General features: G+C 60.3%; 16 protein-coding genes and 1 riboswitch. Of the genes, 8 read left to right on the top strand and 8 right to left on the bottom strand.

Going from position 1 to position 15,296, the window contains the following annotated elements; all coding sequences use genetic code 11:
- Window positions 1-237: 237 nt before the first annotated feature.
- Together M5B43_RS03845 and M5B43_RS03850 are read right to left on the bottom strand one after the other, a co-directional pair.
- Complete coding sequence (locus M5B43_RS03845; protein ID WP_248748860.1) at window positions 238-1,920, bottom strand: fatty acid--CoA ligase; 1,683 nt, start codon at window positions 1,918-1,920, stop codon at window positions 238-240.
- A 131-nt stretch (window positions 1,921-2,051) separates the two neighbouring features.
- Entirely contained in the window at window positions 2,052-2,684 is a 633-nt protein-coding gene (locus tag M5B43_RS03850) for a LysE family transporter (RefSeq protein ID WP_248748861.1), read from the bottom strand.
- Window positions 2,685-2,768: 84 nt separating this feature from the next.
- Between M5B43_RS03850 and M5B43_RS03855 the strand changes: the two genes are divergently transcribed.
- The 3 genes from M5B43_RS03855 to M5B43_RS03865 all read left to right on the top strand — a co-directional run bounded on the left by M5B43_RS03855 (window position 2,769) and on the right by M5B43_RS03865 (window position 5,608).
- Complete coding sequence (locus M5B43_RS03855) at window positions 2,769-3,734, top strand: 2-hydroxyacid dehydrogenase (protein ID WP_248748862.1); 966 nt, start codon at window positions 2,769-2,771, stop codon at window positions 3,732-3,734.
- Window positions 3,735-3,764: 30 nt separating this feature from the next.
- The gene (locus M5B43_RS03860; RefSeq protein ID WP_248748863.1) at window positions 3,765-4,763 is read left to right on the top strand and encodes a class I SAM-dependent methyltransferase; all 999 of its coding nucleotides are present in this window, start codon (window positions 3,765-3,767) and stop codon (window positions 4,761-4,763) included.
- A 51-nt stretch (window positions 4,764-4,814) separates the two neighbouring features.
- Window positions 4,815-4,934: riboswitch (yybP-ykoY riboswitch) on the top strand.
- Between the two features lie 89 nt (window positions 4,935-5,023).
- Window positions 5,024-5,608, top strand: a complete 585-nt coding sequence (locus M5B43_RS03865; RefSeq protein ID WP_004372026.1) for a TMEM165/GDT1 family protein — start codon at window positions 5,024-5,026, stop codon at window positions 5,606-5,608.
- 71 nt (window positions 5,609-5,679) lie between these two features.
- On the opposite strand, the gene M5B43_RS03870 is transcribed toward M5B43_RS03865, so the two are convergent.
- Window positions 5,680-6,498, bottom strand: coding sequence for a M48 family metallopeptidase (locus M5B43_RS03870; protein WP_248748864.1), 819 nt, complete (start codon window positions 6,496-6,498; stop codon window positions 5,680-5,682).
- A gap of 228 nt (window positions 6,499-6,726) precedes the next feature.
- On the opposite strand from M5B43_RS03870, the gene M5B43_RS03875 reads away from it, so the two are divergent.
- Window positions 6,727-8,865, top strand: a complete 2,139-nt coding sequence (locus tag M5B43_RS03875; protein ID WP_248748865.1) for a methyl-accepting chemotaxis protein — start codon at window positions 6,727-6,729, stop codon at window positions 8,863-8,865.
- Here M5B43_RS03875 and M5B43_RS03880 read toward each other — a convergent pair.
- The 3 genes from M5B43_RS03880 to M5B43_RS03890 are packed head-to-tail and all read right to left on the bottom strand — an operon-like array spanning window position 8,862 to window position 9,972.
- Complete coding sequence (locus tag M5B43_RS03880; protein ID WP_248748866.1) at window positions 8,862-9,482, bottom strand: SOS response-associated peptidase; 621 nt, start codon at window positions 9,480-9,482, stop codon at window positions 8,862-8,864. The genes M5B43_RS03875 and M5B43_RS03880 overlap by 4 nt on opposite strands.
- Before the next feature lie 38 nt (window positions 9,483-9,520).
- Window positions 9,521-9,781 (bottom strand): DUF2007 domain-containing protein, encoded by a 261-nt coding sequence (locus M5B43_RS03885; RefSeq protein WP_123714616.1) that lies wholly within the window; start codon window positions 9,779-9,781, stop codon window positions 9,521-9,523.
- Window positions 9,782-9,792: 11 nt separating this feature from the next.
- Complete coding sequence (locus M5B43_RS03890; RefSeq protein ID WP_248748867.1) at window positions 9,793-9,972, bottom strand: CPXCG motif-containing cysteine-rich protein; 180 nt, start codon at window positions 9,970-9,972, stop codon at window positions 9,793-9,795.
- A gap of 131 nt (window positions 9,973-10,103) precedes the next feature.
- Between M5B43_RS03890 and M5B43_RS03895 the strand changes: the two genes are divergently transcribed.
- Window positions 10,104-11,267, top strand: coding sequence for a 1-acyl-sn-glycerol-3-phosphate acyltransferase (locus M5B43_RS03895; RefSeq protein ID WP_248748868.1), 1,164 nt, complete (start codon window positions 10,104-10,106; stop codon window positions 11,265-11,267).
- Window positions 11,268-11,273: 6 nt separating this feature from the next.
- Here the strand turns inward: M5B43_RS03895 and M5B43_RS03900 are convergent, their stop codons facing one another.
- Window positions 11,274-11,531, bottom strand: coding sequence for a hypothetical protein (locus M5B43_RS03900; RefSeq protein ID WP_248748869.1), 258 nt, complete (start codon window positions 11,529-11,531; stop codon window positions 11,274-11,276).
- 180 nt (window positions 11,532-11,711) lie between these two features.
- On the opposite strand from M5B43_RS03900, the gene M5B43_RS03905 reads away from it, so the two are divergent.
- Window positions 11,712-11,921, top strand: a complete 210-nt coding sequence (locus tag M5B43_RS03905; RefSeq protein ID WP_248748870.1) for a hypothetical protein — start codon at window positions 11,712-11,714, stop codon at window positions 11,919-11,921.
- Between the two features lie 66 nt (window positions 11,922-11,987).
- Here the strand turns inward: M5B43_RS03905 and M5B43_RS03910 are convergent, their stop codons facing one another.
- Window positions 11,988-12,572: a YajG family lipoprotein gene (locus M5B43_RS03910; protein WP_248748871.1), complete on the bottom strand. Its 585-nt coding sequence runs from the start codon at window positions 12,570-12,572 to the stop codon at window positions 11,988-11,990.
- A 182-nt stretch (window positions 12,573-12,754) separates the two neighbouring features.
- Between M5B43_RS03910 and M5B43_RS03915 the strand changes: the two genes are divergently transcribed.
- Both M5B43_RS03915 and mqo read left to right on the top strand, forming a co-directional pair.
- A complete protein-coding gene (locus M5B43_RS03915; protein WP_248748872.1) occupies window positions 12,755-12,988 on the top strand; it encodes a hypothetical protein in 234 nt (77 codons plus the stop codon).
- A 728-nt stretch (window positions 12,989-13,716) separates the two neighbouring features.
- Window positions 13,717-15,255 (top strand): malate dehydrogenase (quinone), encoded by a 1,539-nt coding sequence (mqo, locus tag M5B43_RS03920; RefSeq protein WP_248748873.1) that lies wholly within the window; start codon window positions 13,717-13,719, stop codon window positions 15,253-15,255.
- Window positions 15,256-15,296: the final 41 nt, after the last annotated feature.

Here is a 15,296-nt window from a genome sequence, read left to right on the forward strand (position 1 = left end):
CAACCCAGCCACTCTGGCTCGAAGCGCAACATCCGCGAAAACTCTGAGAGGGACTATAGCCAGCAGGGGGTAGTGCTTGATCCCTCTAAAGTGTGATTTGCATCACCGACCCGTCTGCCACAACCCTTTCGCCACACCGACGAAGATCGGCGCGGCAAGGATGGCTGAAAATCGGTAAATCACAAGTGAAGGCTTGAGATAGAGCATTGCCGCGCTGTTGCAGCGCGGCAAATCAGCTCAGAGGGTGGACAGGAACGTACTGTTGTTGGCCTGCCATTCGAGGATGTCGATTCGGATACGTTTTTTGTCGAGCTTTCCTACACTGGTCTTGGGAATTTCAGTAACAACGGCGATCTGGCTTGGAATCGCCCACTTGCTCAAATGGCCCAGCTCGACGAAAGGCTTGAGATGCTCCTTGAGCTCCCGCGCGCCGATAACATGGCCGTCACGCACCACCAGCAACGCAAATGGGCGCTCGCCCCATTGCGGGTCGGCAATGCCCACCACCGCGACTTCGCGTACAGCCGGGTGACGACTGACCAAGTCTTCAAGGGCCAGGGACGAGATCCACTCGCCGCCCGTCTTGATCACATCCTTGATGCGGTCACGGATATCGATCACGCCAAAGGCATCGAGGGTGGCCACGTCACCGGTGTGCATCCAGCCACCTTTCCACAGCTCGGCGCCCTTCTGCGGTTCGTTGTAATAGCCCTCGCTCAGCCACGGCGCACGCAGCACCAGTTCACCCTGGGACTCGCCATCGGCAGGCAGGAAGCGACCGTCGCCGTCGACAATCGCAGCCTCCACCAACGGCCCGGGCACGCCGGCCTTGATACGGTAGGTGGTGCGCTCATCTTCGCTACCCGCCATCAGCTCGGCATTGAGGTGGGCGCAGGACACCAACGGCCCCGTTTCGGACATGCCGTATGCGGCGGTCAATTGAATGCCGCGGGCCTTGGACGTTTCATACAACGTGCGGTTAAGTGCACTGCCGCCGATGACGATTTTCCAACCGCCAAAATCCACACCCTGGGCGGCCTTGGCGTTGAGCACCATTTGCAGGATGGTCGGCACGCAGTGAGAGAACGTGACCTTTTCCTTGCGCCACAGCTCCACCAGGTACTCGGGGTCATAGCGGCCGGGGTAGACCTGTTTCAAACCGAGCATGGTCGCTACATACGGCAGCCCCCAGGCATGTACGTGGAACATAGGTGTGATCGGCATGTACACATCGTTGGTGCCCAACAGGCGCACGCTGTCGACACTGCCCATGATCGTCGCCACACCCATGGTGTGCAGTACCAGTTGGCGATGGCTGAAGTACACGCCCTTGGGGTTGCCGGTGGTACCGGTGGTGTAGAAGGTAGTGGCCACCGAGTGTTCGTCGAAGTCCTGGAAGTCGTACGTCGGGCTGGCGGCGGCCAGCAGGGTTTCGTACTCACCGACGAGATCAGGCAGCTCGGCGGTCTTGGGTTCGGCGTCAGTGAGCAACAGGGTCTTTTCGACCGTGGTCAGTTGCCCGGCGATCGCCTGGTAAAGCCCCACGAACTCACTGTTGACCAGCACAAAGCGGTCCTCGGCGTGGTTCATGGTGTAGAGAATCTGTTCCGGTGACAGGCGCACGTTGATCGTGTGGATCACCGCCCCGATCATCGGGATGGCGAACATGCACTCCAGGTAGCGGTGGCTGTCCCAGTCCATCACGGCCACGGTGTCACCGGCCTTGACCCCGGCCTCGGTCAGCACGTTGGCCAAGCGGGCGACGCGCTCGATCAGGGTCGGGTAGGTGTAGCGCAGCTTGTCACGGTAGATGATTTCCCGGGTTTTCTCGTAGCGAGTACCGGACATCAACAGACGTTTGATCAACAACGGGTACTGGTAAGCGCCTTCGGCGGGCGGGATAACACGGGTCTGCAACATACGAATCCCTTATCTGACTGCACGGTCTTGGCTTGAAGACCTGCACTTTAGAGCGCTTATGCCTCAGCCAAATCAGCCAAAGGAATGATTTGCAGCCCCCGACGAGTGCTAGCTTTGCGCCACTACCCGGATCAATTCGCGCGGGTAAACGCCAGCTTCACACCAATGGCAATCAACACGACGCCCATGGTGCGGTCGAACCAGTGGCCCATGCGCGCAAACCCGGCGCGTACGCGCTGCTGGCTGAACAGCATCGCCACCAGGCAAAACCACAACGCGGTGGCCACCGCCAAGTACACACCGTAACCGGCCTGGATTGCCAGCGGCGTGTGCGGGTTGATCACCACGGTAAACAGCGACAGGAAGAACAGCGTGGCCTTGGGGTTCAGGCCATTGGTCACGAAACCGGCGGTGAACGCGCCGCGTGGGGTGCGCTCACCGGCTTCGCGGTGCAACTCGCCTTCGGTGGCAGGTTTGGCCGGCTGTGCACGCAGTGCCTTGAAACCGATATACAGCAGGTACGCCGCTGCCGCCCATTTCAACGCGTTGAACAGCACGATGGACTGGGACACGATCAAGCCGATGCCCAGCAGCGAGTAACCCACGTGCAGGAAAATCGCCGAACCGACGCCCAGCGCTGTCCAGGTTCCGGCGCGCCGGCCATGGGTCACACTCTCACGCACCACCACAGCGAAATCCGGGCCCGGGCTGGCCACGGCCAATAAGTGAATCAAGGCTACGGTCAAGAACTCGGCGACGTACATACGCACTCCATTAAGTAACTGATAATTTCATCTGATAGGCTCCGGAGATTACGCCTTCGAACCCTGTCGCAAAAGGTACAGTTGATGACGAACAATCGCCGCGCCGTCTTCCTTGACTACCCGTCCCTGGACCTCGGAGACCTGGACTTCAGCGAGTTGCGCAACAGCTTCAGTGAACTGCAGTTGCTGGCCGACACCACGCCGCAAAATGTGGTTGAACGCCTGCATGGCGCCCAAGTAGCAATCAGCAACAAGATCGTGCTCAACGCCGAAACCTTGGCCGCCAGCCCCGAGCTCAAGCTGATCCTGGTGTCGGCCACCGGCACCAACAACGTTGACCTCGCCGCCGCCCGCGCCCATGGCATCACCGTGAGCAACTGCCAGGGCTATGGCACGCCGTCGGTGGCACAACACACCATCATGTTGCTGCTCAACCTGGCGACACGCCTGCAGGACTATCAACGGGATGTGGCCGCCGGCAAATGGCAACACGCCAAGCAGTTCTGCCTGCTGGATCACCCGATTGTCGAGCTGGAAGGTAAAACCCTCGGCCTGCTCGGCCACGGTGAGCTGGGCGGTGCCGTAGCGCGCCTGGCCGATGCCTTTGGCATGCGCGTGCTGCTGGGCGCGATTCCCGGGCGCCCTGCCCGTGCCGACCGCGTACCACTGGATGAGTTACTCGCCCAGGTCGACGCCCTGACCTTGCATTGCCCGCTCAATGAACACACGCGCAACTTGATCGGTGCCCGCGAGCTGGCGCTGCTCAAGCCCGGCGCGTTTATCGTCAATACCGCACGCGGTGGCCTGATCAACGAACAGGCCCTGGCCGACGCGTTGCGCGGCGGTCACCTGGGCGGTGCGGCGACCGATGTGCTCAGCGTAGAACCCCCGGTCAATGGCAACCCCTTGCTGGCCGATGACATTCCTCGGTTGATCGTCACGCCTCACAACGCCTGGGGCAGTCGTGAAGCGCGGCAACGGATCGTCGGTCAATTGACGGAAAACGCCCGGGGCTTTTTCAACGGCACCCCGCTGCGCGTCGTCAGTTGATAAACTGCGCCCCTTTTCAAGGAGCAGACCATGGATCCGCGCAGTGAAGTACTGCTTCGCCAGGCCGAACTTTTTCAAGGCAATCTGCTGCTCGTCGGCTTGCCTGCCGACGACTTGCTGGGGCGCCTGCCCAATGCCCACGGCTGGAGCTGGCATGCCGGCGACCAGGCAGCGCTCGACGCGCGTTTCCCTGAGCGCTGCCAGTTTGGCGTGAACGTGCCCGAGCGCTCGTTTGATACCGCCGTGATTTTCCTGCCCAAGTCCAAGGACCTCACCGATTACCTGCTCAACGCCGTGGCGGCGCGCCTGCCCGGTGCGGAACTGTTTCTGGTCGGCGAGAAAAAGGGCGGGATCGAAAGCGCTGCCAAACAGATGATCCCTTTCGGCAAACCGCGCAAGCTGGATAACGCACGGCATTGCCAGCTGTGGCAAGTCACTGTCGCCGACGCCCCGCCAGCGGTCGAGCTGGAAAGCCTGGCGCAGGTCTTCGAAGTACCGCTGGCCGACGGGCCGCTCAAGGTGGTGAGCCTGCCGGGCGTGTTCAGTCACGGTCGCCTGGATCGCGGCACCGAGTTGTTGCTGGAGCATTTGGACAAACTGCCCAGCGGTCACTTGCTGGACTTCGGTTGCGGCGCCGGCGTGCTGGGCGCTGCGGTCAAACGTCGCTACCCGCATAACAGCGTCACGCTACTGGACGTGGACGCTTTCGCTGCCGCCAGCAGTCGCCTGACCCTGGCAGCCAACGGCCTGGAAGCCGAGGTGCTGACCGGAGATGGCATCGACGCCGCACCGATGGGTTTGAACGCGATTCTGAGCAACCCACCGTTTCATGTCGGGGTGCACACCGATTATTTCGCCACCGAGAACTTGCTGCGAAAAGCCGGCAAACATCTGGCAAAAGGCGGCGAACTTCGCTTGGTGGCCAACAGCTTCCTGAAGTATCAACCGCTGATCGAAGAGCATTTGGGCGTGTGCGCGGTCAAGGCCGAAGGCAATGGATTTCGCATTTACCGTGCCAAGCGTGGCTAACGGACGTTTGAAAAAGAAGGCTTGCCGAATGGGTTTTGCCTAGGCAGAATCCGCTCCGTCCTAGGGGAGTAGTCTCCCACGAGCCCCACGCTCGTCCGGCATACGTCAACATACTTGGTCAGCAGACCATGGCGTATGCGACCCAGGAGTCCGCACAGACGGACCGGGGTTTGACAAGACCTATGACACGCACACCTTACCCGGGGCGGGAAGGCTGTACGTGTCATAGCCGTGTCGACCCGCCCCTGGAAGCCTACCTGATGCTGGATTCATTACTCGTTCCTACCGCAATCGTTGCCTTGGCCGAAATCGGCGACAAGACGCAACTGCTCGCACTCATCCTGGCCGCACGCTTTCGCAAACCCTGGCCCATCATCGCCGGCATCGTCGCCGCGACCCTGGCCAACCATGCGGCGGCCGGCGCCGTAGGGGCCTGGTTCGGCAGCTTCTTCTCGGATGCGGTGTTGCACTGGATCCTCGCGGCGAGCTTCTGCGCCACGGCGCTGTGGACCCTGGTGCCGGACAAACTCGACGATGACGAAGCCAGCACCACACGCAAATTCGGGCCGTTCCTGACCACGCTGATTGCCTTCTTCCTCGCGGAAATCGGTGACAAGACGCAGATCGCCACGGTGATGCTGGCGGCACAATACCCGGAGTTGTGGCTGGTGATTATCGGCACCACCCTAGGCATGCTGATTGCCAACGTACCGGTGGTTCTGGCGGGGAATTTTGCCGCGGAAAAACTGCCGTTGACCTTGATTCGCCGATTGGCGGCGACGGCGTTTTTCATCCTGGCGATCGTGGCGGTCTACAAGGCCATGCAGAGCAGTGGCTGGATCTAAGGATCCAAGCCTGCAAAGCCAATCCAACGTGGGAGGGACTTACCCCCTCCCACATCTGGATCGTCACAAGGTCAGGACTTCCTGGACTGCTGATACAACGGCATCACCTTCGGGATCGCCGCCTGCAAGGAGGCGATTCGGCTATCGGAAGCCGGGTGGGTGCTCATGAATTCCGGCGGTGCGCCTTCCGAAGCCTTGGCCATCTTGTTCCACAGGGTAATCGCCGCATTCGGGTTGTAGCCGGCGCGAGCAGAGAGCTCCAGGCCAATCAAGTCCGCTTCGTTCTCATTGGCGCGGCTGTTTGGCAACGTCATGCCGTAGTTGGCGACCGTATCGGCCAGCGCCAGGCTGTCCTGGGTCAGGCCGAGCAACGCACCGGCCCCCTGCTTGGCCATCTCGATGCCATAGGCTTTGGACATGGCCTCACGGCCGTGCTCGCGAAGGGCGTGGGCAATTTCATGCCCCATGACTGCAGCCAATTCGTCATCGGTCAGCTTGAGGTTGTCGATCAATGCGCTGTACACAAAGATCTTGCCGCCCGGCCCGCAGTTGGCGTTCATCTCATCGCTCTTGATCAGGTTCACTTCCCACGTCCATTGCGCCGCATCCGGACGGAAGGTCGGCGCCTGGGCGATCAGGCGATTGGCGATGGCTTGCACACGCTTAGCGTTGGCGCTGGTTTTGTCCACCAGCCCCTTGCTGCTGGCTTCACCCAGGGTCTGCTGGTAGGACTGGGCGTACATCTGGTCGACCTGCTGACTCGAGAGCATGCTGAACATGTATTGCTTACGCTCTACCCCGACGGCGCCACCGCTGGTGGTATTGACCGACTGGCAACCGGCCAGCAGCATCGCTGCAACACATCCACTTACCACCAATGATTTCTTCATCAACCCGCTCCTTGAAAACATGGCGCGTATCCTAGGCGGTCATTTGTATCGACGCTAGATACACCAGACGTGTAACCGCTGAATTTCGGATACCTCCCACACACCCACACCGGCAGCGAACAGCCTGTTTACGACACCGCGCGCTATTTTGCCGGCCAAGCCTTCAGCCTCCCGAGCCCACGGCCGATACAAAAAGGCAGCCAATCTCCCCAGCGCTCGGAGCCCCCCATGAAATTCAGGTCTATTCAGTTTTCTGTCGCGGCACTGACCGGGGCCATTGTGCTGAGTGTGGTCGTGGTATTGGTGGTCTACGCCTTGTTTGCAGGCGCGCGCACCCAGCAGATGGTGCAAGAGCGCACCCAGGCGCAGTTCGAACAGATCATCAAGGAGCGCCTCACGACGCTCGCGCAAACCCAGGCCACGCTGATCCAGCGGGAACTGGAAGCCCCACTGGTGACCGCCAAAGGCTTGGCCACCGCCAACGCGCTGCTGGGCATGAAAGACGCCAAGGGCGAACCGGCACTGCAGGTCGGCCGCGAGCAACTGATCAACCTGCTGCATGAAACCGTGGTGCGTAACCCGAAGATCCTTGGCGCCTACATCGGCTGGGAACCCAATGCGATTGATCACAACGACGCTCAATACGTGAACAGCCCCATCGTCGGCATGGGCACAGACGGCCGTTTCCTGCCGTGGTGGTACCGCAACGCCGATGGCAGCCTGGGCCTGGACAAGCTCGCCGACGTCAACGACCAGAACATTCTCGCCACTGGCGTACGCGCCAGTGAGTACTACCTGTGCTCCAAGGAAAGCAGCAAGCCCTGCGCCATCGACCCGGCCCCTTACAAAGTGGGCAACGCCATGGTGATGCTCGCCTCGTTTATCGAACCGATCATGATCGATGGGAAGTTCCAGGGCATTGTTGGCGCCGACCTGTCGGTGAACTTCATTCAGGACATGCTGACCCGTGCCGACCAGAGCCTTTACAACGGCGCCGGTGAGCTGGCGCTGATCTCCAGTAACGGTCGCCTGGTGGCCTACACCAAGGACGCCGGCAAGCTCGGCGAAAAAGCCACCGACCTGCTCGACAGCCGTGCGTTGACCAACCTCGGCCAGTTGAAAGCCGGTGAGGTTCGTTACGACATCGACCAGGCACATGGGCAGATCGAATTGCTCCTGCCCTTCAACATCGGCCAGGCCGAAGCGCGCTGGACCCTGATGCTGCAACTCCCGTTGAGCGCGGTAATGGCTGACTCGCAAAAGCTGCAAAGTGACCTGCAAGCCCAGCGCAAGACCGACACGTTCGGCATGGCCATGGTGGGTTTATTGATCGCCGGCATCGGCCTGCTGGTGATCTGGCTGGTGGGCCATGGCATCGCCCGCCCGCTCAAGCAAATGGTCGCGATGCTTAACGATATCGCCCAAGGCGAAGGCGACCTGACCCGACGCCTGAGCAGTGATCGCGCCGACGAACTGGGTGCCATCGCCAGCGGCTTCAACACCTTCCTGATCAAGCTGCAAGGCATGATTACCCAGGTGGTGAGCTCGGTGCAGAAGGTCAGCGACTCGTCGGAGCACACCGCCGACATCGCGATTCGTACCAACCAGGGCGTGCATAAGCAGATGGTGGAGATCGACCAAGTGGCCACCGCCGTGCATGAGATGACGGCCACCGCGCAAGATGTGGCGCGCAATGCCACCCAGGCGGCGCAAGCGGCCAGCCATGCCGACCAGGCAGCCAGCCAGGGCATGCGCATCGTGCGCGACACCTCTACGTCCATCGGCGCGCTGGCCGAAGAAATCGGCAAGGCGGTCAGCGTGGTACAGACGCTGGCCAAAGACAGCGAGAACATCAACGCCATCCTCACCGCCATTCGCGGGATTGCCGAACAGACCAACCTGCTGGCACTCAACGCGGCAATCGAGGCGGCGCGGGCCGGCGAGCAAGGCCGCGGTTTTGCCGTGGTGGCCGATGAGGTGCGCAACCTGGCGCAGAAAACCCAGAAGGCCACCGAGGAAATCCAGACCATGATCCAGCAACTGCAACAAGGCACACGGGACGTGGTACGGGTGATGGAAGACAGCCAGACCCGCACCGATGAAAGCGTGCAACACGCAGCCAAGGCCGCCGAGGCGCTGGAAACCATCACTCAAGCGGTGTCAGTGATTAACGACATGAACACCCAGATCGCCAGCGCTGCCGAGGAACAGAGCGCAGTGGCCGAGGACATCAACCGCAATGTGATCAATATCGGCCAGGTGGCCAACGAGGTGGCGGGCGGCGCGGATGAGTCGAGCGCGGCCAGCGCGGATCTGACCAAGCTGGCCGAGCAGCAGCGGCGCTTGATCAATCAGTTCAAGGTTTAAGCCGGGGTCAGACACTCCGGCCCATTGAGCTTGGGATCGTTGACCATATTGGCCAGGACCCGCTCGCGCAACGCGGCGGGTTCACTGGCCAGTAGCCCCTGCAACACATGCAAGGGTGTCTCCGGGTCCAGCCAGGCCGCCTGCCCCGCCGCATCCAGAATCAACGGCCGACGCTGACTTTGCGCAGCCTGGGTGACCACTGCCGCGCTCAACCACACTTGCTCCTGCACTGGGTACGCTTCCCAGATCGCGGCAAAAAACAATGTGGAGCCCTCGCCCGGTGTCAACCAGTATGGGCGTTTGCGCTGGGTGCCGCGCCATTCGTAGAAGCCGTTGGCTGGCAGCAGGCAGCGGCGTTGGCGAAAGGCTTCGCGGAACATCGGTTGCTCGGCCAGGGTTTCGGCACGGGCATGGGCCGGGGTGCGGGAAAGGTCCGTCAGCCAAGGCGGAGTCAGGCCCCAGCGCGCGCGGGCCAGGGTGCGCTGGCCGTCGCTCAGGCGCTGGATCAGCACCGTGTCATTCGGGGAGATGTTCCACTGGGCCTGCTGGTCAGCCGGGAAGCCCGGCAAGGCAGCAAAGGCAGGGTTCCAGCGAAACAGGGCATAACGTCCACACATGGGGCAACACGACTCTTGGGGGTAAACCGACCGACAGCCTAACAGACCAACACGTCGGGGAAGCTGTCGGGTTCATCGCCGGGCAGCGGTTGCGCGCCAATATAGGCAGTAATCAGCTCGCGGGCGTAGGCGGCCTGATCGTTGTCCACGTCCAACCCCAGCAAGCCGAATATCGGCAGCTCACCGGTGCCGCCGAGCAAATGACGCCCCACCAGGTGCGCCTCAATGCCTTCGCTGGCGAGCATCTGTTGCAGCAGCTCGCCTTCCATCAGGTTTTCCGGTTCGTAGATTCGCTGCATGGGCGTACCTGTTATTCGTTTTCACTGCGCACGTCCAGCATCCATTCATGTCCGTGCACCTGTAACTCAAAAATGATCGGCCGGCAGCAGACCGGGCAATCTTCTATATATTCCTGATCGCCCCCGGACAGGTCCAGCAACGCCGTGACCACCTCGCCACAATAAGGACATTCGTACGACTCTTCTTCCATCGCGGTCTCCCAAGTGACTTGTGCGTATAATCGCCGGTCTATTTACAGGGCCATTCCCGGTAGAGCCAATATGGCGACCTCACCCTGATATTTCCTTTACTTACCCTAGCCGTTTCTAACAAGAGAGCATGATGGGCGAATTCGATACCATCCGACCTTACAACGACAGCGAAGTCCCGGCAGTGCTGGCACGTCTGTTCAGTGACAAGGCCTTTCTGGACATCCTGACCCACTTCCGCTTCCCGCGCCTTGCCGGCGCCCTGGGCTGGCTGCTCAAGCCGATGATCGCGCGCAAATTGCGCCGCGAGTTCGCCAGCGTCACTACCGTGGCGACGCTGCAGGACAAAGTCGAGTATTACGTCGACCACACCATTGATCGGGCGACCGACGGCGTGACCTATACCGGCGTCGAGCAATTGAAATCCGGCACGGCCTATCTGTTTCTGGCCAACCATCGCGACATCGTGATGGACCCGGCCTTCGTCAACTACGCCGTCTACCATGCCGGCCTGCCGACGCCGCGTATCGCCATCGGCGACAATCTGCTGCAAAAGCCGTTTGTCAGCGACCTGATGCGCCTGAACAAGAGCTTTATCGTGCACCGCTCGATCACCGGGCGAAAAGAGAAAATGGCGGCGTACCAGTTGCTGTCGGCCTACATCAACCATTCGATCCGCAACGACGGCCAGTCGATCTGGATCGCCCAGGCCGAAGGCCGGGCCAAGGATGGGGATGATCGTACCGAATCGGCGATCCTCAAGATGTTCCACGTCAGCCGCAAGGACGAGCCGTTTGCCGAGGTCATCCAGTCGTTGAACCTGACGCCGGTGTCCATCAGCTACGAGTACGACCCCTGCGACGCCGCCAAGGCCCGTGAGCTGTACATTCGCGCCACCACTGGCACCTACAGCAAGGCGCCGGGTGAAGATGATGTGAGCATTGCCCTGGGTATCACCGGCTACAAGGGCCGAGTGCATGTGAACTTTGCGCCGCCGATCACCGAACGTTTCGAAGATACCAAGCTGCTGGCAGTGGAAATGGATCGGCAAATTCTGGGTGGCTACCGGTTGTTCCCGGTGCATTACCTGGCGTACGCACAGTGGAAGGATGCCGACCCGCAACTGCAAGTGCCCAAGGCCGCCGATATATTCCCGGCCGACGAGTTGGCCAAGGCCAAAGCGGAATGGGAGCGGCGCTTGAACGAATGCCCGGCTGAACACCGGCCGTTCCTGGTGGTGCAATATGCAACACCGGTACGCAATCAGTATCGTGTTAAAGCAGGCATGGCCCTGTAGAACGCTTTACAGGTGGGTGCTGAGCCAGGAAGTGGCCAGCGCCAACCCAAGGCAGGCGAACCCAATGCGGTAAGCCAGGCGATACGCCCGCTCGGTGCGTATATCCAGAAATAGCATCGGTTGGTCAATGGCGCGCTCTTCACTTCGCGCGGCGAGGTCGGCCATTGCACGTTGCGCACGCAGGCGGGTGATAAACAGCAACACGGCGCCCGGGCAGGCAACCACTAGAGCAATAGCATTGATGAGCAGTGCGGGCAGCGCCATCGCAAACCTCGATGTATCAGTAGCCTGGTACCGATCAGATACAAACCTGAACGATAGTCGCCTCCTGCGCCTTCCTGCTCCCTCCTCCATGTCGGCTAATGTATCCAGTAATATTCAGCGTCACCTGAACGTCACCTTAACAAGTCACTCTGTTGCCCTTCGACGCTTGAGGAGCTTGTCATGCTGCATGCACAAAACCAGGATCGGCTGTATCTGATTGCCCAGACCGATGAGCAAGAGGCACTGATCGGCAGCCTGGCGTTTAATGTCCAGGACCGCCACTGGCTGGTGTATTGCGCCCTCGGCGGGCACCAGCATGCCGACCTGCCGGAGCTGGACTTGCTCACCGGCGTGAGTGTGCTGGACTTTTATGTCGATACGGCTGCATGAAGGTGGCAGGCACAAAAAACCGGGCTCAGTGATGAGCCCGGTTTTTTTTGAACCGCTTACTGGCGCTTATTGCGAACTGAGCAACTGGCCGATGCTTGGGTCCTTGAACAGACGGGTCAACGCGTCACTGAGCACGTCACTGACCAGCTTGGTGTTGGTTTCCTGATTGGGCGACATCCCGAAGCGCTGGTTGAGCGATGCGCCGTAGCGACCGCTGTAACGACGGGTACCGGCGCTGACATCGGACTTGAACGTTGCGCCGATCGAGGCTTCAGTCACATACAGGCCCTCTTTGGGCGACTGGTACTTCAATTCGGCCAGCGTAATGGTCAATTGAGGAGCACCTGGCGAATTGGCCGGCGTGAAGCCCAGCAGACGCACAGCGGCTTCAGCCTGAGCTTGCAGCTTGGGCAGTACGTCCTGGCCAGTCACCGAAATAAGCGCAGTTTCCGGATACAAACCGCCGCGTGAGCCCAGCGTAGGTGACGGACGACCATCCACCACGCGTACCGACACCGGCTGGCCGTGGCCTACAGGCGCCAACTGTGTGGTGATTTTAGGTTGCGGACTGAGCTGTTGCGGGCTGTTGGCGCAGCCAACCAGGGTCAAACTGGTCACAGTGATCAAACCGAACAACAGGCGTTGCAACATACTCATTTCTCCAGGACTAGGTGCAAACAGGTCGCCAGTATAACGGTGCACGTACGCCCCTCACCAGCAATCCTGAACGGCAGCTGAAGCTGCATGAAAATTACAATTTCGCATAAATTCGTCACTCCAGTGTCATGGCACACTGGCAACCTTCGAGCATGTAACGTAACAGGTACAAAGCCATGCGCCGTCTCAAATCACTGTTCATGCCACACGCCCACCATCGCCACTTTGCCCTGCTGGATGCCCACGGCCATTGCGTGGCATTCAAAGAGTGCAGCCTGCCGCCGGTCGGTGAGGGTTGGGTAGAGGTTGCCGAAACACACTTAGGCTGGATGCACCGCCCGCTACCGGCCAGTGCCCGGGTCAGCCCACAGATCGTGCGCGCACAACCCCAACAAGCGCTGGCCTCCTGACTGGAGCACTAATAAAAGTCATAAAACACACCCATTTCCTTGGCGTTCTTCGCTACAATCTCCCCCCGATTATAAGGACGTCTCCTGATCGGGCCTCGCAACATCGTTAATGCCTCGGCATTAGCCCCCAAATCGCCCACAGAGAGCCGCCCACACAGATCGAGTGAAGCCGGCGCGCTTGCTGTTTTCTTTGCAAATCACCCGCCTTTACCGAATCTGCCAGAGCTGCCATTGCGCTCGGCCACTTGAGTTGTTTGCCCGTTGTGCCGCGTGTCGGCAGAGGTTTACGGGCCAGGTGCCAGACGGGGGCAGCCCTTTTTTGAGGTTCACGTCTTCAAAAGAGCGTGAAAAAACGGGTTTTCACAACTTCACAAGAGTGTGGCGAGCAAATGAATAGTTTGGCGTTTGTACAAGCACCATCAGCGTCTGGAACAGCCCAACACAGGACCGAGTACTCCCCGAATACTGGAGCTTGAAACCTGTCCGCTACGGATTTGGTTGCACGAAACGCACGCTTTGACCATAAGTCGAATTGCCACAGGCGCCCATGAATGCGTTCATAGGCAGATTAGCCCGGCAGGAAGCGTGCGCTGAAGTTGCAAAAAAATTGCGAAGAATCGGACATGGCGATCCTGGCCATGGGTAATCTGGGGCAACACGTGAACCGCCCCGTCACTCCTGGCAGCCATGCCGTCAATTTGGTGCTGCAGATTTTGGAGACGCGTTAAATGGCGCATAACGAAGCAGTCGACGTAGTTCTGGTAGGGGCCGGCATCATGAGTGCCACCCTGGCCGTGCTGCTCAAAGAGCTCGACCCCGGCCTCAAGCTGGAAGTCGTTGAGCTGATGGATTCGGGTGCCGCGGAGAGTTCCAACCCGTGGAACAACGCCGGTACCGGCCACGCAGGGCTGTGTGAGCTGAACTACACGCCGCAGGCCGCCGATGGTTCCATCGACATCAAGAAAGCCGTGCACATCAATACCCAGTTCGAGGTATCGAAGCAGTTCTGGGCTTACCTGACCCAAAAGGGCACCTTTGGCTCGGCCAAGTCCTTCATCAGCCCGGTCCCGCACCTGAGCTTCGTGCAGGGCGACAACGGTGTGGCGTTCCTCAAGAAGCGTTTTGAAACCCTTAGCCAACATCACGCGTTTTCGGACATGCACTACACCGAAGACCGCAGCGAAATGGCCGAGTGGATGCCGCTGATGATGCCGGGCCGCCCGCTCGACGAAAAAATCGCCGCCACCCGCGTCATGAATGGCACCGACGTCAACTTTGGCGCCCTGACCAACCAGTTGCTCAGCCACCTGAGCAGCGCGGCCGACGCCCAGGTCAAGTACAGCAAGCGCGTGACCGGCCTCAAGCGGAACGGTGCCGGCTGGACCGTGAGCATCAAGGATGTCAACAGCGGTAATAGCCGTGAAGTGGACGCCAAGTTCGTATTCCTGGGTGCCGGTGGTGCGGCCCTGCCTCTGCTGCAAGCCTCCGGCATCGAAGAAAGCAAAGGCTTCGGCGGTTTCCCGGTGAGTGGCCAGTGGCTGCGTTGCGATAACCCCGAGGTGGTCAAGCACCACCAGGCCAAGGTCTACAGCCAAGCCGCCGTGGGCTCGCCACCGATGTCCGTACCACACCTGGACACCCGCGTGGTGGAAGGCAAGAAGTCCCTGCTGTTCGGGCCCTATGCCGGCTTCACCACCAAGTTCCTCAAGCATGGCTCGTTCCTTGACCTGCCGCTGTCGGTTCGCGCCGGTAACATCGGCCCAATGTTGGCCGTGGCCCGGGACAACATGGACCTGACCAAGTACCTGGTCAGCGAAGTGATGCAGTCCATGGAGCAGCGCCTGGAATCCCTGCGTCGTTTCTACCCGGAAGCGAAAGCCGAAGACTGGCGCCTGGAAGTAGCCGGCCAGCGCGTGCAGATCATCAAAAAGGACCCGAAGAAAGGCGGCGTACTGCAATTTGGCACCGAACTGGTCGCAGCCAAGGACGGTTCGCTTGCGGCGCTGCTGGGTGCCTCACCGGGCGCCTCGGTAACCGTATCGATCATGCTGGAGTTGATTGAGCGTTGCTTCCCGCAGAAAGCGTCCGGTGAATGGGCGACCAAGCTGCACGAGATCTTCCCGGCGCGCGAAAAAGTCCTGGAGACCGACGCCGAGCTGTATCGCAAGATCAACACGCAGAACAACATCAGCCTGGAGCTGGTGGCTCCTGTAGGAGCGAGCTCGCTCGCGAAAAACGTCAACGATAACGCAGCGCAAGTGGATTAACGCAGCGTTCTCAGGTTCTTCGCGAGCAAGCTCGCTTCTAC

This window comes from Pseudomonas sp. MWU15-20650 (assembly GCF_023242475.1).
GTDB lineage: Bacteria > Pseudomonadota > Gammaproteobacteria > Pseudomonadales > Pseudomonadaceae > Aquipseudomonas.